Genomic DNA, 18580 nt, shown 5'->3' with positions numbered 1-18580 from the left:
ACATGATGCGGCTCATTTTTCGTTTTCGGCGGGCTTCTTGATATACTTGCCGTTCTTGATTCTCGCGTCCGCTGGCTTCTCTGCGTCCTCTGGAATTCCCCAGACCGTGCCAATGCGGATCGCACCGGGGACGCGCCCCTCGCCGCATAAAATCTGAATACGGCGAGTGGATATACCCCAGCGTTCGGCGGTTTGCGCGATAGATAAATACTTCATGGGCGGTACTCCTGTTGCAGTTCAGTTCTGCGTCTGCTTATAAAATCACAGTATAATTATAATCGTCAAAGCGAATAAAAGAAAGGGCTTTTCGGAAAAGCCCAGAAAGTATCTACAACTTAAAAATCAAGGGTTTGGGGCTTCCCCAAAAATCAAAATGGGCGTATCGGCTGCAAGGCTGAAACGCTCATTTTTCCGGTGTGTACGGACACCGGATGTGCTTGCTATTCTCTCAAATCTCATATCCGCAAATACAACGCGCTCCCGCTTTCGCAAAAGCAGGGGCGCATATTTTTTGAAAATCTTTCGTTTCGATACCTGCGTTTCGACGAAGAAATGTCCGTTGTATTGTGAAAGGAGTGTTTCAATATGCCAGATCGCACGTGACCCATCCGCAAAGAAATCTGTCTGAATGAGCAGGAATTGAGCATGGTTCGCCACAAGATGAACCAGCTTGGCACCCGCAACTTCGGCGCGTATGCCCGGAAAATGCTGATTGACGGGTACATCATCAAGGTCGATTACACCGAGCAGAAAAAGTTAGCCGCCGCTGCGTCCACGATTGCAAGCAGAGTTTTCGGGCGGTTGTCGTTATTTGTCCGCATTATCAGTCAAAGAGGGCAAAAAAGGGTGGCACAGCTGCGTACTCCCCTCGCGGACCTGACAGAAAACCGCCATAGCAGCCGTATCACACCAGACCAGAGAGGATGTGATGAAAAATCTATTTCAAACTGAATACCGCATTGCCGCCGTTCATTCCCTTGCCGCGCTTCATGCTGGCGGGCGAATATTCCATCAACGCCAAGCTGCTATATGGGCTTCTGCTCAACCGCACCATGCTTTCCCAGAAAAGCGGCTGGGCGTCCGAGGATGGGAATGTGTAAGTGATCTATACGATCAAGCAGATGGCGGATGACCTTGACCGGAGTGAGCGGACGGTCAAAACCGCCCTGCGGGAGCTGGAAAATGCCGGGCTGATCACCCGCGTCCGTTAGGGCTGGAATCAGGCGAACCGCATCTTTCTGCAAATTCCAGACAGGGTGCAGGATTCTTCCCCTTGCATGGGGCAGAAATTGCCCACAAGTAATACTGATGCAGAGTATAAAGAACATAGTAAGACCGAAAGAGTAGTGAGTACGCGCCGCCGGCTTGGAGAGTTTCAAAACGTTTTCCTGTCAGACGAGGAATGTACCCGGCTGGAGACGGCTTATCCCGGTAAAGCTGCCGAATACATTGAGCGTCTGTCCCGGTATATGGCTTCCAATGACAGGCGCTATGCCAATCATTACGCCACCATCAAGAAGTGGTTGGATGAGGACAGTAAGGGCAGGAGCGCGAAAAACTACACCTACGACGATAACGAAGGAGAGTGTCTATGAATCCGATTTTTACGAAAATGGTTGATGCCGTTGAAGCGGCTAATGCCGCGCCTGACGATTACATCAATCCTGCCGATGGGCTGAAATACTGCGGCAAGTGCCGCACGCCGAAAGAAGCGTTTTTTCCCGCTGACCTTCAGGCGCAGGGCTTTACCAAGCACCCGGTTATGTGCAAGTGCGCTGACGAGCGCCGCGAACGGAAAGAAGCAAAGCGCCGGGAATACGAGAGAATGTCCCACATGACAATGCTCCGCAGTGAAGCGTTCCGCGATATGCCCGCCTCTGGCTGGCGGTTTGAGTCAGCCGCAGTTACAGCGCCCCAACTTGCAAAGGCGAGAGGCTACGCGCAGAATTGGGACGAGTTCAAAAAAGCGGGGATCGGACGGCTCCTGTTCGGGAATGTCGGCACGGAAAAATCCTATGCCGCTGGCTGCATTGCCAACGCTCTGATTGACCGTTTGGAGTCTGTCCTCTTTGTGGGAATGTCTGACGTGGTCAACCGTATGCAGGGCAACTTCGGCACAGACCGCGACCATTACATGAAATCGCTTATGCGCCCCGACCTCCTCATTCTGGATGATTTGGGTGCAGAGCGTAACACTAGTTTCGGCAAGGAGCGCGTATTCGATGTGGTTGACAAGCGGCTGCTGACCGGCAAGCCCATGATCGCACCACGAATATCCCGCTTTCCGTTATGAAGCAAGCTGCCGATTTGGATGACCGCCGCATTTTTGACCGTATCTTGGAAGTCTGCGTCCCGATTCGCTTCGACGGGGAGAACTTCCGCAAAGGCAATGCCAGCGCGAATATCCCAAAAGCCGCAGAAATGCTGAATGGGTAAGCTGTTGCAGCAGCTTACCCACCCATGAGACAGGAATAATAGTAACTACTGAGTTACCATTGAAAAAGCGGCACTTCATTCGGCTGACGAACATAACGTCAAATGGGGTGATTACATGGTAGAAAACGAAAACTACAAGAGCTACACTGCAAACAATGGAACTGAGCTTCGCTTTCCCAAGGCGAGTGTGGTTCAGATGACGGCGGAGCAGCGGGACTGCTACCAGAACTTTATCAATGTTCTGGCACAAATCCTGATCAAGTATGCTGCCGCAGAAAAGGAAAATCAGAAAATCTGAGCAGAGTATTCCGGGCGGTCGATGACCGCCCGGTCCTGCAATAGGAGGCAATCTATGTATAATACGAAAGAGGGCAAATCGTGTGTTATCTATATCCGCGTCAGCAGTGAGCGTCAGGTAAAGGGGGATAGTCTGGATGGGCAGAAGCACTATCTGGCTGAATGCGCCGAGCGTCGGGGTATGACGGTTCTTGATACTTATGTTGAAGAAGGCAAAAGCGGCAAAAGCATTGAAGGGCGGACGGAGTTCCAGCGGATGCTGGATGACATTCAGAGCGGAAAGGTACATACGGACTATGTGCTGGTTTTCAAATTATCGAGATTTGGCAGAAACGCACGGGATGTGCTGAACTCCCTTGAGTTTATTATGAAATATGGCGTTCACCTGATGTGTGTAGAAGATGGGCTTGATTCCTCAACCTCCATTGGAAAAATGATGATTACCATTCTCGGTGCGGTAGCTGAGTTGGAACGTGAGAACATCATTGCACAGAGCCTTTTGGGGCGCGAGGAAAAAGCAAAGTCCGGCGGCTGGAACGGCGGCTTTGCACCCTATGGGTACCGTCTGGTAAAGGGCGATGACAAGAGTAAAGGGAAATTGGAGACCGTCCCGGAAGAAAAGGCTGTCGTGCAACTGGTTTTTGATATGTTCCTGAACCGAAATATGGGATACACGGCAATTTCTGGCTATCTCAATCGAAACGGTTATACTCGCCTACCGGCAAAGAATGCCATCCGCCCCAGCTATGGGGAGTGGAGTTCTGACCACATCAAGAGAATGCTTAGCAATCCGGTTTATACGGGGCGCGTGGCATGGGGAAAGCGACGGACAGAGAAAGTTCCCGGCAAAGATAACGAATATCGACTTGTGAAGCAGGATGAGTATATTTTGAGTGAGGTTATTTCTCGTGAGGCGTTTGTTTCCAAAGAGGATTTTGACAAGGTGCAGGAGATCAAAGCCATTCGTGGGAAAAAGGGTAATCACAACATTGGTCAGTATAACGCGCATCTGTTGTCCGGTATCGTAAAATGTCCGCAATGCGGCGCACCTATGTATATCGGTATGACCAAGTGGACAAATCAGGACGGCACGGAGCGCCGCACAGAATCTTATGTCTGTTCTTATGCGACTAAACATAGAGGGACTTCGGTATGCCGCAGGAATGGCGTGGTAGCCAGTCAGGTTGAGGACGAGGTGATGGAGTACACCCGGAAGATTGTTCGCAATCCGCAGTTTATCAAAGATTTGCAGGAAAAGGTAATGACCGCCGTGGACATGACCGAGGTCGAGACTGACATTACCGCCTACAAAAACCAGCTATCCGCTTTACAGCGCAGCCGCGACAGCTTGGAGCGGGATATTGACCGCATTGCCCCTGATGACAAATATGCAGAGCGCCGCCGCGCAGACATGACCCGCCGCCTGAATGACCTCTATGACCAGATTTATAAGGCGGAGGATCTGCTGCAAGAAAGCATGATGAAAAAAGCAACTCTGGAAAGCGAGCAGATGTCTGTGCAATCTATGATAGGAATCCTCTCGTCTTTTGACGCAATCTATGATAGAATGAATGCAGCAGAACGGCGCGACCTTGTGAAATACCTGATTTCCGAGGTTGAGTTGTTCCCGCGTGAGGAGCAAAAGACTCAGAAACGCTTTGTAAAGGCGATTGCGTACAAGTTTCCTATTGAGCAAAAGGTGCTCACGCAATTTGATGAATGCGGGGCATCTGTCGAGACGGTATGCCTTTTGTCCAAACTCAATGCGAAGCAACATATTGAAGTTGAAGTGAAGATGGACGAGCTGGATTTGACTGCTGCGGAGAGTAAGGCTACCTATGAGAAAATTAAGGCGTATGTGCTGGAACATAGCGGTATGAAAGTCAGCAGCCTGTATATTGCTCAAGTGAAGCAGAAGCGCGGTATCATCGAGCGGGAGAATTACAACAAGCCCAAGTCTGACGATGCCAGACAGCCCCAATGCCCGCCGGAAAAAGAGAAAGTAATCATGGAAGCATTTGAGTATTTTGGGATGATTTAATACTTTGGTAAAGCCTTTGGATGGCTAAAAATCAGCAAAACCGGCAACAGGGAAAGAATCCATGTTGCCGGTTTTGCTTTTTACGCGAAATTACGATTTACTTGCAGAACAATCAGTGCAGAGCATACCGAAGCCAGACAGCACCATTGTTATAGGGCTGTACGCTTAGGAGCTTCAAATTGACGGGTTCTGTGTCTAACGGTAAACCGTCAAAAGTAGCAGTCATACCTTTTCGACCATCGATTCCGGGACCGAGTAGAATACTGACTTCATCCAGTAGTCCGGCATTGAGGAAAGCAGCGTTGATCGTACCTCCACCGACAATCGCCATGCGTTCCACGCCAAACTCGGTATACAGAATTTCAACGGCTTTATGCAGATCAATATGCGTTTCACCGCAGACGATCCATGAAATATGCAGGGAATCCAGATAGGCAAGATACTCTTTTGTAACCTCTGTGGACATAATGACAATCAACGGGGAATCGCCGTTACTATCGTCATGCCACAGGAGCGTTCCTTTGGTATCGACCACCACCTGATAACCGTTTGCACTCCGCTTTTTTGAGAAGCCTTCTTTTCCAACGCTCTCTGTTGGATTCTTTGCTATAAAAACACCGGGTTCTGCCAATTCGAGCTGTGCAGTCACCCTGCCGCTGAGATTTGTGGGAACATCCAAAGCACGCAGCGCTTCATAATACTCATTGGAACCTGCAATTTTTACAGTCATGCCACAATCAATTCTTCCGTCCACAGACATCATCATGTGGCAGATCATATATGGTTTTTTCATGTATATCCTCCTCGATTACCAGTTTTTCTTATCTTTGGTGCAGTCGTGTTGCTGTTTTCGTTCATCCACCATCTTCACAAACCACTCCACCATATTCGGATCGGTGTGTGAGAAGAAGCTGCTTTGTTTTTTGTCAATCGTGGCAATAACCGCCATATCATCCTCGCTCAAAGAAAAATCAAATACATGAAAGTTTTCTTCCATACGCTCGAGGTGAGTAGATTTGGGAATGATGACAATTCCACGCTGCAAATGCCAACGAAGAATGACTTGAGCAACAGACTTTCCGTACTTCTCAGCAATGACTTGCAGTTCCGGCGTGTGGAACATATCGCCTCGCCCTTCACCGAATGGTGCCCATGCTTCCATCTGTATGCCGTATTTATCATGCCATGCTTTCGCTTCCGTCTGCTGATTGTGAGGATGAATTTCCACCTGATTTACCATCGGCTTGATTCGATTAAAGGAAGTAAAATCCACCATACGGTCAGTATAGAAATTGGAAATGCCGATAGCACGGATTTTTCCTTCGTCATACAGTTCCTCCAATGCCCGGTATGCACCGTAGGCATCTGAAAAAGGCTGATGGAGCAAACACAGGTCAAGGTAGTCAACCTGTAATTTTCGCATGGATTCCAATACGGATGCTTTTGCTCTTTCATAGCCGTAATGCTCAATCCAGACTTTGGTGGTTAGGAAAATTTCATCTCTTGGAATACCGCTTTTTGCAATGGCATTACCCACTTCTTCCTCGTTAAAATAGCTCTGGGCGGTGTCGATGAGACGGTAGCCGATTTTCAAGGCATCACTGACACAGCGTTCACATTCATCTTTTGTAACCTGATAGACACCATAGCCGAGCTGCGGCATTTTTACACCGTTATTCAAAGTTACATATTCCATGTCCCACTCCTCCTTATAGGGAGCTATTCAATCTTGACGCTTCATTTTTATTTGTCACCATACCGCCGTAGGTCATACCATAGAGGGCGGCAAAGCGCTTCATGGTATATTCACCAGCTTCCAGCATCCACTTTTCTGGGGCGGCACCTTGGAATATAAAATACAGTTTGCGATCACCCAGGGAGCCGTCTTTTACTTTTCCATAGAAACGATCCAGCATATTGCGGACACTTCCGCAGATGTTGTGCCAGTATACAGGCGAGCCGATGACAATGGTCTTGGCGTTCTCCATGGCGGCGATCACAGTTTCCAGCCCGTCACCGGACAGTTCCTGACCGTAAGCACCAATGATGTAATCTGTTAAATTCAGAGATTTGTAGTTCTTTCCTTCAAGCAGTTCTGCCGCTAATGCAGCAGTATTGCCGTTGGGATTTGGACTGCCATTGATAAATAAATACTTCATGTTCCATTCCTCCTATCCTATACACTGATTTTTCTATCCTTATTTAAGATGCATATTAAAAAAGCTGTTCAGCTTTTCAAAAGGAATGACATCTAAATTGTCATAAAGATCAACATGGCTCGCTCCCGGAATGATAAGCAGCTCTTTATTATCTCCGGTCATTTTTTCATAAGCTCCCTCACTGAAGTAACGGGAATGCGCTTTTTCTCCATGTACCAGTAGAACCGCAGACCGAATTTCAGCGGCATACTGCAAAATTGGCATATTCATAAAGGACAGAGGAGAGGTCACATTCCATCCGTTGTTGGAATTAAGAGAACGAGGATGATAACCACGCTCGGTTTTATAGTAAGCATAATAATCTTTTACAAACTGTGGGGCATTGTCCGGCAAAGGATCGATGACACCGCCTGCAAGGGCATAACTGCCATTTTTATAATCCTCAGTACGCTGGGTATTCATTGCCAGTTTTTTGGCGAAACGAGCCTCGGGTGTGTTTTCATTGTCAAAATAACCGTTGGCATTCACACGGGTCATGTCGTACATGGTCATAGCAGCGGTCGCTTTGATGCGGGTATCAATGGCAGCAGCGTTGATCGCCATGCCGCCCCAACCGCAGATACCGATGATACCGATACGCTCGGAGTCCACATTCTCCTGCACGGAGAGGAAGTCCACTGCCGCACAGAAGTCCTCGGTGTTGATGTCCGGCGATGCGACATAGCGGGGCATACCGCCGCTCTCTCCGGTGTAAGACGGGTCGAAGGCAATCGTCAAGAAGCCAAGCTCCGCCATTTTCTGCGCATACAGACCGGAGCACTGCTCCTTTACCGCACCGAACGGACCGCTGACAGCAATAGCGGGAAGCTTGCCAACTGCGCCCTTCGGTGTGTACATATCCGCCGCCAGTGTGATGCCGTAGCGGTTATGAAAGGTCACCTTTTTATAGTCTACCTTGTCACTTTTCGGGAACACCTTATCCCATTCCTGTGTTAAATTTAATTTTTCCATGATGGTAATATCTCCTTAGTTCTCATCTAAAATTTCAATTTTATCAAGCCAGTCTGTAACTGCTGTTAATGCTTCATCCTGCGAATTTTGTGCCACAGAATCTCTTATTTCTAATCCATCCAAAACATCTGCACCTGTGCAGATTTCAGCAATGCTGCTGTCGGTGGAAGATAGGCCGCTTCCTTCGTGGGTACAGAACGGAATGATTGTCTTTCCCGAAAAATCATAACTCTCAAGGAATGTGTAGACGGCCATCGGCATGTCGCTCCACCAAATCGGGTAACCGAGAAAGACAACATCATAATCTTCCATGTTTTCCACGGTAGCTGACAGTTCAGGACGGGCATCTTCTTTCTGCTCCTGCCTTGCGGTTTCTGTACAAGCTTCGTATTCATCGGGATATGGCACAACGGTGCTGATTTCGAATAGGTCAGCATCGACCTGTTCTGCAATCATATCTGCTATTATGTGCGTGTTTCCTTTTTCAATATGCCCGACACCATAATTCTCACCAGTACGGGAAAAGTATGTTACTAAAACTTTCATAGTCTCTGTATCTCCATTCTCATCTTGTTGTGTGCCGCTGCTTTCTTCTGAAACGGTATACCCGGTAGTTTCTGTTGTTTCGGCATTCTGACTGCTATTGCAGGCGGATAACGCAAAACACATGAAAAGTATGAGTAACAACGATAAAACTTTTTTCATAATCCACGTTATCCTTTCAAGGTTATTGTGGTTTCAGAGAACCATAGCAATAGCTTGCCGTTGCACCGCCATCAATCAGAAAAGTAGAGCCGGTAATGAATGCTCCCTTATCGCTCATCAAAAGTTCTGCCACATTTGCCACCTCATCGGCTGTACCGGGGCGACCAGCAGGACATTTTGCAAACATATTTTTATAAAAGTCTCCTCGAATGCCGTTAAACTCATCAATCGCAAGGGGAGTCACAATGATACCGGGGGCAATGGCATTGAGCCTCGCTCCACGCTTGCCCCATTCTACAGATTGAGCCATGACACGCTTTTCATTACAACGCTTTGCCATCTGATAAGCATAGAGCGTGTCACGAATATTTCCCGGCTGCAAGATATTCAGTGACAAAAGTTCTTCCGTTGGGGTCGTAGCAAGCTGTTCATCTTGCTGTGAGGTCAATGCAGGCATTCTCCAACCGGACTGACTGGAAATCGTCACACCAACACCACCGCTTGCAATCACTTTGCCCACTTCTTCCAACAAGACAGCCGTTCCATATAAATCGACCTTCAAAATCGCTTCAATGGGTGCTTGGCTGGGCGAAACACCTGCCGCATTTACAAGCATGGTGATTTCCCCATATTCCTGCCCTTTGGCAATCATGGACTGTATGGAAGCCCTATCGGAAAGGTCGGTTTTCACAGGAAAAGCGTCAAATCCAGCGTTGTTCAGAATAGCCGCAATGTTTTCTGCATTCTCCGTCTTTTTATCGCCTACAATAATCTTCATTCCGGTGCCGACACGGCGGGCAATCGCCATTCCGATCTGTCCGGCACCGACTAATAGCATAACTTTTTTCATAATGTTTCTCCTTTCGTTGCTTGAATGTAGTCGATATCATTGACTTCTTCCAACCACTCATTAGAGGCTTCCTCTCCGGGAACTTCTACCGCCAAGTGAGAGAACCAGCTATCCGGCGCTGCACCGTGCCAGTGTTTTACGCCAACAGGGATATTTACCACATCGCCGGGGCGCAGCTCCTGTGCCGGTTTGCCCCATTCCTGATAGTAACCTCGACCAGCCACACAGACGAGGATCTGTCCGCCGCCGCTTTTGGCGTGATGAATGTGCCAGTTGTTACGGCAACCGGGTTCAAAGGTCACATTGTAAATGCCGACCTGCTGCGTAGAAAGAGGTGCGCGATAGCTTTGTCCGATAAAATATTTCGCAAAGGCGTCATTGGGTGCGCCGATGGGAAAGACCATTTCATTCTGATGCTTGGCTTTTGCGTCGGCAGCATCGTCCTCCGCCCATATCTCCTTTGCCATACGGAAGGCCGCCCACGCCTTAGGCCAGCCCGCATAAAATGCCGCATGGGTCAGGATCTCCGCAATTTCCGTTTTGGTCACACCGTTGTTCTTTGCAGTTGTCAGGTGGTACTGAAAGGACGAATCCGTCAGTCCCTGCGCCATCAGCGCCACCACTGTTACAATGCTGCGGTCTCGCAGGGAAAGCTTGTCTTCCCTGCTCCACACCTGCCCGAACAGCACATCATCATTCAATTCCGCAAATTTGGGAGCGAATGTTCCCAATTCATTTCTTCCTGCGGTTTGTTTTTCTGCCATAAAATCATTCCTCCTATATTTCTGAATAGCCATTGCAATCTTTCTGTATAACTGCTATACTAATGATAAAACCTGAACCTAACTTTAGGTCAAGGGACTTTGTAAAATAAATTTGTTAACTTTTTGTGGAGGCATACATGTATTCGATTGGACAGGTTTCGGAAATGTTTGGACTTCCGATTTCAACTTTGCGCTATTATGACAAGCAGGGGCTTTTTCCGGGAATGAAAAGAATTTCTGGCATCCGTAAATTCAGTGAGAAAGAGATTGAAGCATTACGTGTAATTGAGTGCCTGAAACGCTCCGGTCTGGAAATCAAGGATATTAAGCAGTTTATGGACTGGTGTGTGGAGGGAGCAGCTACTTATCCTCAACGAAAAGAACTGTTTGAGAAGCAAAAGAAAACAGTGGAAGCTGAAATTGAACATTTAAGTCGTGTGTTGGATATGATTAAATTCAAGTGCTGGTATTATGAACAAGCCATGCAGGACGGCAACGAAGATCGGGTACATGGTATGATACCGGATAAGCTGCCGGAGGATATTCAAAAGATGTACGATCACGCACATAAAGAATAAAGAAATGCCGTATATTTGCCAATTAGAGACAAATATACGGCATTATTAGTATTCAAACGGAATTACTATGTCCTTTGGACAATTCGCATTTTTACAGTACAGCAGATAGGAAATTGCCGCTTTTGCATACTTGTTGGACTTAATTGTGTCCCAGTCTGCCAGTATAATAATTTCAGCTGTTTTAGCTTCAAAATTTAGAGATAGTTCGCCATTCGCCGTCGCAGTCTGCTTGGCATTCGTAGATTGCGGCGGCGATTTTCTTTTTTCGCTTGGTCTTGGATTTCTGTTTTAGCCGGACTGCATGGATTGCGCCCTCGGCAACCAACAATTCCGTCAGTTTGTCCACTGCTTTTCGGTAAGCTCGTTCTGCACCGCTGGCTGTACTGCCCTCAAACATAACCGCCAGTTCTTCAAAGGTGGGGCGGTCTTTCCATGAGCTGACACGCCCACAAGTCATGCAAATTGCTAACCGTTTTTCGAGCAAGGTCTGTTCCCGGTAATTCAGTTTCTCAAATGCCTGCTGCACCTTTTCTGCTTGTATGCCGTTCCAGAGGATATCGGTATAGTTCGCGCTATCGTCAAGGGCTACATCCTCGCCTATTTCCTCGCCATCCTCGTCTGTTACATAGAATGGCTGCTGATTGCGGATACCTCGCACAACTTTCAGATAGTCTTCGGCAAGAGCAAGATCACAGTTGTCTTTCTTGGAAAATTCGTTGACCGCATCCTTGGTATTGTGGTACAGCCAAGCCATTGACCGCACCATTTTGTAATTGGTCAGAGAGGACACCGACCATTTTTCTTCACCCATGCGGAAACGGAGCATAGCATCCCGGATGAACGGGAAAATGTATGTAGCATACTCTGCACCCTTGGCAAGGTCATAGTCCATCAGCTTTTGGAGCATTTGCTCCCGGCAGGAGAGCTTTATATCTATAAATCGGTCTGTGTCATACAGATCGCCGCCATCCACACCGAGAAAGTCTTTGATGCGCTTGTTAAGCTGCGGCTCGTAGTGGTGTAGGAAGAATGAGAAATATATCAAATTCTTTTCCTGCAAGGCAGACAGGATATATTCGTTCAGACTGCCCACCGCTGGCGGCTCCGGTTCCAGTTGGAAGATGCGCTCTGCCACATAGGGAATGATGCCGTCACCGTGCGGATTGACATGATGTTTCGGTATGTATCCAGTCATATTCCATGTAAAATCATTCAGCATAGCGCACCTCCTTCCGGTTTACCATATCAGTATTTAGAACTTTCTTTGCAAATACACCATATCCACCAACTGTACACCACCTTCATATATTGGGTGGTCATAATTGTCTGTAAAGAAATTTGGTATTATGTGAGAACGGACAAAACCACATTTTTCATAGAATGGTATTGTCAGTGGACTATCGCCCGTTCCAACTTGCAGAACAGCATATTGTCCGCTGTATTTCTCGATGATAAAGTCAATCAAAGCTTTTGCATAGCCTTTGCCTTGATATTCTGGAACTGTTGCAATGTTCTTAATTTCAAGCACACCATTTCTTTCGCCGGTTATGACACATTCGCTTTTAACTCCATTATCATCGAGGATATACATCCTGCCATTATCAAGATAGCAATCTACCATGTTTTCCTGCTCATCAGCCAATAACAGCAAATCCAGATATTCCTTTTTGTTTTCTGTAACCTCAATAATTTTCATTGTTTATACCTATAAGTTACTTTCAATGCTTCTTTTTTCAAAGCCGCCTGTCCCATCTCTTTTTCGTAATCACCTTTGGCATAGGCGACATTGCTCAGCGCTCGAAGCATTTTATCCTTTGCCAGCTTCTTCATAGCCTCCGCAAGATCAGCGTCCAGAGTACCACGCTTCACATAGCGGTTTATGGTGTTCAGCCGTTTCTCATAAATCTGTTTCACCGGATGATCGTCCGCAAGTTCTCGCTGTTCTCTACCTTTCAGATTACCGATCTGCCGGCAAGTGCGGTGCAGCTTGTCCCCCGGTGCATAGCCGCCGCAGTATTTGGTGTGCCTTGCGTTGGTGGTCAGAAACCACTTGCCGCAGATTTTGCATTTCTTCGGTGCATGACCAACACATAAGCCCTCAAAAAGATCAGACCGGAACATCCCTACAAAGGATACATAGTGCATCCGCTTGACCAGCTTTGCTACATCCTCGCTGGGACGAATGGCGGATACATACTGAACGGAATTGTTCAGGATAGACATCCAGGCATTGCCCTCTGTGATGGAAAACTCCGGCGGGAAATAATTGCCGAACATTCTGGCAAAGCCCTCTGCGGTGCGGTCAGCTTCGTTTCTGTCCGATTGTTCTGCAAAATCAAGCATCGCCGTTTGGTATTCCCCAAGGGAGTATGCCAGATGCCCGCATACGGCGGTATAGCGCTGGAGCATGATTGCTTCGGCATAGTTCTGGATTTCTTCAAACTGCAAGGAATTTATTGCGGCTTTTATGGCAAACTCCACATATTTCAGCGCAATGTCGGCAATAAAGCCCCTTTCTATCCGTTCCTGGTGCTTTGATATGTCCATATAAGAGAATGGCGGGGTTTCGCTGAGAGTATCCAGCATCGCCAGAGCAGCTTCCCTTGCCATAGGACAGAGTGCATAAGCATCCTGTCCGGCATTCAGCATCCCGAGCAGCAGATTGATTTTCTCGCATTGCTCGTTCATTTTTGTAATAGTATTCGCAGGGACATTCAGTGCATCACAGGCAAGCGTACCGACAGGAAATATTTTGCCTTCATATATGACCGTATCCTGCCAAAAATCCAAAGTCATCAATTCTTGATTCATGCTTGACCTTCTGTCCTGTTTTTTATTTTTCTAATTATATCATGTAAATGTGAAGAAATCTCCGATCTCAGATAAGTTGTCCTGTTTTTTGAAACAGGATGGACATCGAGGTATCATCGCCGCTGAACCTATGGCCGAAGAATCCAAGAGCTCCTGTGGAGTGCTGTTTCAGAATCTGAAGGACTGTGGTCTGTCTACGCCCAAGCTTATCATTTCAGATGCTCACTCTGGGTTGGTTTCGGCAATTCGTGAGTCCTTTTCCAGAGCCTCATGGCAGCGCTGCAAGGTGCATTTCATGCGGAATAGTCTGGCCTATGTGCCGCAGAAAGAGAAGAAATCCTTCGCTGAGACACTCAAGGAAATCTGGCCGGCGCCTACGGCTGAGTTCGCCAGAAAGCGCGCATATGAGGTGATCGACTCCTATGCCAAGCGCTTTCCGAAAGCGGTCAGTGCCTTGAAGACGGATTGGAAGATTCTCTGGTCTTCTATGCATTCACAATGCTGGATGCGTGAAAAATCTTATCTTCCAACATGATTGAGAGATTGAATCGTGAAATCCGCAGACGTACCAGCGTGGTCGGAATCTTTCCGAATGAAAGTTCCTATGTTCGCCTGGTGACAACGTATCTTATGGAATACGCCGAGGACTGGTCTGTTTCCAGAGCCTACATAAGCCATGAATCCATTGCGGCCACACTGATCACCGCAGCCTAACTTCATTTTTCAGGAGCCTTTTTGCGAACATTACTTGACGCGGTCCGCTTTGCAGCGTACCGGAATATCGTTTTTGCTCTGTTCGTCAAGCTCGCTCGTCTGGCGCTGTCCGCAATACTGATGTTGGCGTCATGTTCCTCGTAATTCTCGATGTCATCCGTGTGTTGCGTGTGCACAATCGGCAGGATTGCTGTATAATAAACATTGACAACTCCCGCTCATAGGAGAATAATAGTCTACGAGTATAGAGCAAAACTGTCGACGGCACGAAGCCGCGAGGAGATATAGATATGACATTGGATAAACTGAAACCGCATGAAAGTGCAAAAATCACCGCAGTAGGCGGAAGCGGAGCCTTGCGCCATCACCTGCTCGATATGGGACTGACGCCGCAGACCGAGGTCACGCTGCAGAAGGTCGCTCCGATGGGTGATCCGGTGCAGTTTGAGCTGCGCGGCTATGAATTGACCCTGCGCTTGGATGAAGCGCGGAAGATCGAAGTCGGCACGCCGTATCAGCGAACAAAAAAGCCTTCCGCCGGACAGGTACGCCACCGTCCTGCGGCGCACCCCGGCATGGGCGAGCTCAGGAAATCCAAGGACTACCACATTTATGAGCACGCCAAAGCCGCGGCTGCCGGTAAAAAATTGACCTTTGCGCTTGCCGGCAATCAGAACTGCGGCAAAACGACGCTGTTCAATCAGCTGACCGGTGCCAACCAGCATGTCGGCAACTTCCCCGGTGTTACGGTGGATCGCAAGGACGGCACGATCCGCAGCCATCCGGAGGCAACCGTTACCGACCTGCCCGGCATCTATTCGCTGTCACCGTATTCCAGCGAGGAGATCGTAACCCGCAGCTTTCTGCTGGACAACAAGCCGGACGGCATCATCAATATTGTAGACGCGACCAACATTGAGCGAAACCTCTACCTGACCATGCAGATGATGGAGCTGGGCATTCCGATGGTGCTGGCGTTGAATATGATGGACGAGGTCCGTGCAAACGGCGGCACCGTCCATGTAAATGAGCTTGAACAGGCACTCGGCATTCCGGTAGTGCCGATTTCGGCCGCAAAGAACGAGGGCATTGATGAGCTGATCGACCACGCGATCCACATCGCCCGCTATCAGGAAATGCCCAGAGGCATCGACTTCTGCCAGGACAGCAGCGACAAGAACGATCCGGTCGCCGCTGTTCACCGATGCATCCATGCAACCGCCCTGATGATCGAGCCGAATGCCAAACGAGCCGGTCTGCCGGTACGCTTTGCCGCCACCAAGCTGATCGAAAAGGACCCGCTGATCGAAAAGGCGCTCGCACTGTCCGATGACAATCGCTCCGCTTTTGACCAGATCGTATCCGTCATGGAGAAGGATTCCGGTCTGGACCGCGAAGCGGCGCTGGCAAACATGCGGTTCAGCTTTCTGGAAAATCTGTGCAGCACAACAGTCGTCCGCCCGCACGAGAGCAAAGAGCATAAACGCAGTATGGCGATCGACCGCTTTTTGACCGGCAAATACACCGCTATCCCTTGCTTTGCCGGTATCATGGGTTTGATCTTCATCATGACCTTCAGCTGGATCGGCGCATGGCTGTCCGACGGCATGACCGTTCTGGTCGATGCCTGCATTTCGTGGCTGGATGCCGGATTATCCGCCCTGCAGATCAACCCCGTTGTTCACTCGCTCGTTGTAGACGGTATCGCAAACGGCGTTGGCAGCGTACTCAGCTTCCTGCCGACCATTGTAACGCTGTTCTTCTTCCTCTCGATTCTGGAGGACACCGGCTATATGGCGCGTGTGGCCTTTATCATGGACCGGCCGCTCCGCAAGCTGGGACTGTCCGGCCGCAGCTTTGTGCCGATGCTGGTCGGCTTTGGCTGCTCGGTTCCGGCCATCATGGCTACCCGCACACTGTCCAGTGAGCGTGACCGCCGCATGACGATTTTACTTACCCCGTTTATGAGCTGCTCGGCCAAGCTGCCCATCTACACCATGATGATCAGCGCCTTTTTCCCCAGGCAGTATCGTGCGCTTGCCATGATTGGCCTGTATCTGTTCGGCATTCTTTGCGGCATCCTGTATGCGGTCATTTTGAAGGTCTCCCGCTTCAAGGGCGAACCGGTTCCGTTCGTTATGGAGCTGCCGAATTACCGTCTGCCCAGTGCCAAAAGTGTTGTGCACCTTATCTGGGAAAAGGCAAAGGGCTTTATCCAGAAGGCATTTACCATTATCTTTGCTGCTTCTATCGTAATCTGGTTCCTGCAGACCTTCGATGCACGCTTTAATGTGGTGTCTATGCCGGAAAGCAGCCTGCTGGCTGCGCTGGGCAGCATTTTTGCACCGCTGTTCGCACCGCTCGGCTTTGCGGACTGGCGCGTGTCCACCGCCCTGATTACCGGCTTTACCGCAAAGGAAAGCGTTGTATCCACGCTGACGCTGCTGCTCGGCGGCGAGGTATCTAGCATCGGCACCCTGTTTACGCCGTTTACCGCGGTCGTATTTCTGGTATTCGTGCTGCTCTACACCCCTTGTGTTGCGGCAATTGCCACCGTAAAGCGTGAGATGGGCAGCACACGGGCTGCCATCACGACTGCGCTGACCCAATGCGTGATTGCATGGCTCATTGCCTTTGCCGTCCGCTGTGTCGGTCTTGCATTTGGTCTGGCATAAGGAGGCACGGTATATGAATCTCCCCACTATTTTGATTCTGGCATTGATCGGTATCGCGCTGTTTGCCGCGCACCGTTCGATGAAAAAGCATCCGTCCGGCTGTTCCGGACACTGCTCCGGCTGTCCCGTGCAATGCAAAAGTGAAAAACACAAATAAAACAGCAGCCTGTCCGTTCCAAGAGCGGACAGGCTGCTGTTTATCGGTTCCTGAAAAAAGAGGGCAGGCATTTCTGCCTGTCCTCTGAATAGTCTCAATTACTTGTTGAAGTAACGCTTCAGCAGGCCCTCGAAAGCCTTGCCGTGGCGAGCCTCGTCGCGTGCCATCTCATGTACGGTGTCATGGATAGCATCGAGGTTCAGAGCCTTAGCGCGCTTTGCCAGATCAAACTTGCCAGCGGTTGCGCCGTTCTCAGCGTCTACACGCATCTGCAGGTTCTTCTCGGTGGAGTCGGTTACAACCTCGCCAAGCAGCTCTGCGAACTTAGCAGCGTGCTCTGCTTCCTCGAATGCAGCCTTCTCCCAGTACAGGCCGATTTCCGGATAGCCCTCGCGGTGTGCAACGCGAGCCATTGCCAGATACATACCAACCTCGGAGCACTCGCCCTCAAAGTTAGCACGCAGGTCAGCCATGATGTCCTCCGGAGCACCCTGTGCAACGCCTACAACGTGCTCAGCTGCCCAGGTCTTTTCGCCAGCCTGCTCCTTGAACTTCTCTGCCGGTGCGTGGCAGATCGGGCACTCTGCCGGAGCTGCTTCGCCTTCATATACATAACCACATACGGAACAAACAAACTTTTTCATGATTTTTTCCTCCTGTATCGTTGAACAAATTTATTTTTGAGGGGGCAGGAAACGATCCATTGTTATCGAACAAAGCTGATCGCGCAGAGATCGGTTGATCTCCGAGAACACGCGATGAAAATCACATTCATTCTGGGTGCCCATGTGTGTGCACTGGAACTCATTTGCAAGGCAGTGATTGATGGCGATCGGACCATCGATGCATTCGATGATCGCGCCGAGACTGATCTCCGATGGGGAGTGGTTCAGCTCATAGCCGCCGGCAACGCCCTTATAGGATTTTGTAATACCGGACTGCGTCAGCTTGCGGAGAATTTTAAGCGCAAACCGGAGTGTTACGCCGGTTGCCTCGGAAATATCCTTCGCGCACTGCTTTTCGCCTGCAAGTGCCAGACAATAGGTCACACGAATTGCATAATCCGCTTCATGTGTGATTCTCAAATCGTTCCTTCCTTTCTCTCCTTGGAACAACTTTAGTATAACCGTGTTGTGCCAAAATGTCAATAGGTTTTCTTAAAAATAAATAATATTTTTTATTTGATAATAGTTATCAATAAGTAACTTGCTTTTGGATCGGATTAACTATACCAGATAAGGACAGTATACCATGGCGGGAGACTTTTGTCTATCGGTTCAGGAATGGAGGATGGAAAATGAACGTGGAGATTCAGCATTCTTCATTTATTCATTTGTATTGTGCGATGCGGTGGGGGAATGTGTTTGGAATCTCTGTACCGA

At 48.9% G+C, this 18580-nt stretch carries 26 protein-coding genes; 12 read left to right on the top strand and 14 right to left on the bottom strand.

The window, feature by feature from the left end; all coding sequences use genetic code 11:
- Nucleotides 1–12 precede the first annotated feature (12 nt).
- Both DW088_RS04415 and DW088_RS16020 read right to left on the bottom strand, forming a co-directional pair.
- Nucleotides 13–216, bottom strand: a complete 204-nt coding sequence (locus tag DW088_RS04415; protein ID WP_118359813.1) for a DNA-binding protein — start codon at nucleotides 214–216, stop codon at nucleotides 13–15.
- A gap of 126 nt (nucleotides 217–342) precedes the next feature.
- Nucleotides 343–657 (bottom strand): hypothetical protein, encoded by a 315-nt coding sequence (locus tag DW088_RS16020; protein ID WP_199720415.1) that lies wholly within the window; start codon nucleotides 655–657, stop codon nucleotides 343–345.
- Between DW088_RS16020 and DW088_RS16705 the strand changes: the two genes are divergently transcribed.
- The 7 genes from DW088_RS16705 to DW088_RS04380 all read left to right on the top strand — a co-directional run bounded on the left by DW088_RS16705 (nucleotide 646) and on the right by DW088_RS04380 (nucleotide 4774).
- Complete coding sequence (locus DW088_RS16705; RefSeq protein ID WP_442861171.1) at nucleotides 646–951, top strand: hypothetical protein; 306 nt, start codon at nucleotides 646–648, stop codon at nucleotides 949–951. The genes DW088_RS16020 and DW088_RS16705 overlap by 12 nt on opposite strands.
- Nucleotides 952–977: 26 nt before the next feature.
- Nucleotides 978–1100 (top strand): replication initiator protein A, encoded by a 123-nt coding sequence (locus DW088_RS04405; RefSeq protein WP_147356548.1) that lies wholly within the window; start codon nucleotides 978–980, stop codon nucleotides 1098–1100.
- Nucleotides 1101–1211, top strand: coding sequence for a winged helix-turn-helix transcriptional regulator (locus DW088_RS04400; RefSeq protein ID WP_118359810.1), 111 nt, complete (start codon nucleotides 1101–1103; stop codon nucleotides 1209–1211).
- Between the two features lie 135 nt (nucleotides 1212–1346).
- A complete protein-coding gene (locus tag DW088_RS04395) occupies nucleotides 1347–1595 on the top strand; it encodes a hypothetical protein (RefSeq protein WP_147356547.1) in 249 nt (82 codons plus the stop codon).
- The gene (locus DW088_RS04390) at nucleotides 1592–2293 is read left to right on the top strand and encodes an ATP-binding protein (RefSeq protein WP_207663031.1); all 702 of its coding nucleotides are present in this window, start codon (nucleotides 1592–1594) and stop codon (nucleotides 2291–2293) included. Before DW088_RS04395 ends, DW088_RS04390 begins: the two co-directional genes overlap by 4 nt.
- Before the next feature lie 258 nt (nucleotides 2294–2551).
- The gene (locus DW088_RS04385; protein ID WP_118359806.1) at nucleotides 2552–2734 is read left to right on the top strand and encodes a hypothetical protein; all 183 of its coding nucleotides are present in this window, start codon (nucleotides 2552–2554) and stop codon (nucleotides 2732–2734) included.
- A 54-nt stretch (nucleotides 2735–2788) separates the two neighbouring features.
- Entirely contained in the window at nucleotides 2789–4774 is a 1986-nt protein-coding gene (locus DW088_RS04380) for a recombinase family protein (protein WP_158574607.1), read from the top strand.
- Nucleotides 4775–4886: 112 nt separating this feature from the next.
- Here the strand turns inward: DW088_RS04380 and DW088_RS04375 are convergent, their stop codons facing one another.
- From DW088_RS04375 to DW088_RS04345, 7 genes are read right to left on the bottom strand one after another with little or no spacing between them, the layout of a single operon-like run.
- Nucleotides 4887–5567 carry a RibD family protein gene (locus DW088_RS04375; RefSeq protein WP_118359802.1) on the bottom strand — a complete coding sequence of 227 codons (681 nt, stop codon included), beginning with the start codon at nucleotides 5565–5567 and terminating at the stop codon, nucleotides 4887–4889.
- 15 nt (nucleotides 5568–5582) lie between these two features.
- The gene (locus DW088_RS04370; protein ID WP_199720407.1) at nucleotides 5583–6470 is read right to left on the bottom strand and encodes an aldo/keto reductase; all 888 of its coding nucleotides are present in this window, start codon (nucleotides 6468–6470) and stop codon (nucleotides 5583–5585) included.
- 13 nt (nucleotides 6471–6483) lie between these two features.
- Nucleotides 6484–6933 carry a flavodoxin family protein gene (locus DW088_RS04365; RefSeq protein ID WP_118359798.1) on the bottom strand — a complete coding sequence of 150 codons (450 nt, stop codon included), beginning with the start codon at nucleotides 6931–6933 and terminating at the stop codon, nucleotides 6484–6486.
- Between the two features lie 39 nt (nucleotides 6934–6972).
- Nucleotides 6973–7944, bottom strand: a complete 972-nt coding sequence (locus DW088_RS04360; RefSeq protein WP_118359796.1) for an alpha/beta hydrolase — start codon at nucleotides 7942–7944, stop codon at nucleotides 6973–6975.
- A gap of 15 nt (nucleotides 7945–7959) precedes the next feature.
- Nucleotides 7960–8649: a flavodoxin gene (locus tag DW088_RS04355; protein ID WP_118359794.1), complete on the bottom strand. Its 690-nt coding sequence runs from the start codon at nucleotides 8647–8649 to the stop codon at nucleotides 7960–7962.
- A 22-nt stretch (nucleotides 8650–8671) separates the two neighbouring features.
- Nucleotides 8672–9499 carry an SDR family oxidoreductase gene (locus tag DW088_RS04350; RefSeq protein ID WP_199720406.1) on the bottom strand — a complete coding sequence of 276 codons (828 nt, stop codon included), beginning with the start codon at nucleotides 9497–9499 and terminating at the stop codon, nucleotides 8672–8674.
- Complete coding sequence (locus DW088_RS04345) at nucleotides 9496–10263, bottom strand: carboxymuconolactone decarboxylase family protein (RefSeq protein WP_118359789.1); 768 nt, start codon at nucleotides 10261–10263, stop codon at nucleotides 9496–9498. The genes DW088_RS04350 and DW088_RS04345 overlap by 4 nt, the downstream gene beginning before the upstream one ends.
- 137 nt (nucleotides 10264–10400) lie before the next feature.
- Between DW088_RS04345 and DW088_RS04340 the strand changes: the two genes are divergently transcribed.
- A complete protein-coding gene (locus DW088_RS04340) occupies nucleotides 10401–10841 on the top strand; it encodes a MerR family transcriptional regulator (RefSeq protein WP_118359787.1) in 441 nt (146 codons plus the stop codon).
- A gap of 187 nt (nucleotides 10842–11028) precedes the next feature.
- Here the strand turns inward: DW088_RS04340 and DW088_RS04335 are convergent, their stop codons facing one another.
- Genes DW088_RS04335 through DW088_RS04325 form a run of 3 tightly spaced genes read right to left on the bottom strand, consistent with a single transcriptional unit; the run spans nucleotide 11029 to nucleotide 13652 of the window.
- Nucleotides 11029–12060 (bottom strand): hypothetical protein, encoded by a 1032-nt coding sequence (locus DW088_RS04335; RefSeq protein ID WP_442861170.1) that lies wholly within the window; start codon nucleotides 12058–12060, stop codon nucleotides 11029–11031.
- Between the two features lie 33 nt (nucleotides 12061–12093).
- Nucleotides 12094–12537, bottom strand: coding sequence for a GNAT family N-acetyltransferase (locus DW088_RS04330; RefSeq protein ID WP_117529613.1), 444 nt, complete (start codon nucleotides 12535–12537; stop codon nucleotides 12094–12096).
- A complete protein-coding gene (locus tag DW088_RS04325; protein ID WP_118359785.1) occupies nucleotides 12534–13652 on the bottom strand; it encodes a DUF6076 domain-containing protein in 1119 nt (372 codons plus the stop codon). The genes DW088_RS04330 and DW088_RS04325 overlap by 4 nt, the downstream gene beginning before the upstream one ends.
- 88 nt (nucleotides 13653–13740) lie before the next feature.
- Between DW088_RS04325 and DW088_RS16195 the strand changes: the two genes are divergently transcribed.
- From DW088_RS16195 to DW088_RS04305, 4 genes are all read left to right on the top strand, one after another.
- Nucleotides 13741–14187, top strand: a complete 447-nt coding sequence (locus tag DW088_RS16195) for a transposase (RefSeq protein WP_147356546.1) — start codon at nucleotides 13741–13743, stop codon at nucleotides 14185–14187.
- Between the two features lie 38 nt (nucleotides 14188–14225).
- Nucleotides 14226–14366, top strand: a complete 141-nt coding sequence (locus DW088_RS16535) for a hypothetical protein (RefSeq protein WP_279217330.1) — start codon at nucleotides 14226–14228, stop codon at nucleotides 14364–14366.
- 290 nt (nucleotides 14367–14656) lie between these two features.
- The gene (gene feoB, locus DW088_RS04310) at nucleotides 14657–17041 is read left to right on the top strand and encodes a ferrous iron transport protein B (protein WP_118359779.1); all 2385 of its coding nucleotides are present in this window, start codon (nucleotides 14657–14659) and stop codon (nucleotides 17039–17041) included.
- A 13-nt stretch (nucleotides 17042–17054) separates the two neighbouring features.
- The gene (locus DW088_RS04305) at nucleotides 17055–17198 is read left to right on the top strand and encodes a FeoB-associated Cys-rich membrane protein (RefSeq protein ID WP_118359777.1); all 144 of its coding nucleotides are present in this window, start codon (nucleotides 17055–17057) and stop codon (nucleotides 17196–17198) included.
- A 98-nt stretch (nucleotides 17199–17296) separates the two neighbouring features.
- On the opposite strand, the gene DW088_RS04300 is transcribed toward DW088_RS04305, so the two are convergent.
- Both DW088_RS04300 and DW088_RS04295 read right to left on the bottom strand, forming a co-directional pair.
- The gene (locus DW088_RS04300; RefSeq protein WP_110435265.1) at nucleotides 17297–17842 is read right to left on the bottom strand and encodes an NADH peroxidase; all 546 of its coding nucleotides are present in this window, start codon (nucleotides 17840–17842) and stop codon (nucleotides 17297–17299) included.
- Between the two features lie 30 nt (nucleotides 17843–17872).
- Nucleotides 17873–18283 (bottom strand): RrF2 family transcriptional regulator, encoded by a 411-nt coding sequence (locus tag DW088_RS04295; protein WP_118285485.1) that lies wholly within the window; start codon nucleotides 18281–18283, stop codon nucleotides 17873–17875.
- Between the last annotated feature and the right edge of the window lie 297 nt (nucleotides 18284–18580).

Origin of the sequence: Butyricicoccus sp. AM05-1 (assembly GCF_003474415.1) — a bacterium.
GTDB classification, from domain to species: domain Bacteria; phylum Bacillota; class Clostridia; order Oscillospirales; family Butyricicoccaceae; genus Agathobaculum; species Agathobaculum butyriciproducens.
Note: the sequence above shows the minus strand (reverse complement) of the source record. Positions and strands in the feature narration are given on the sequence as shown.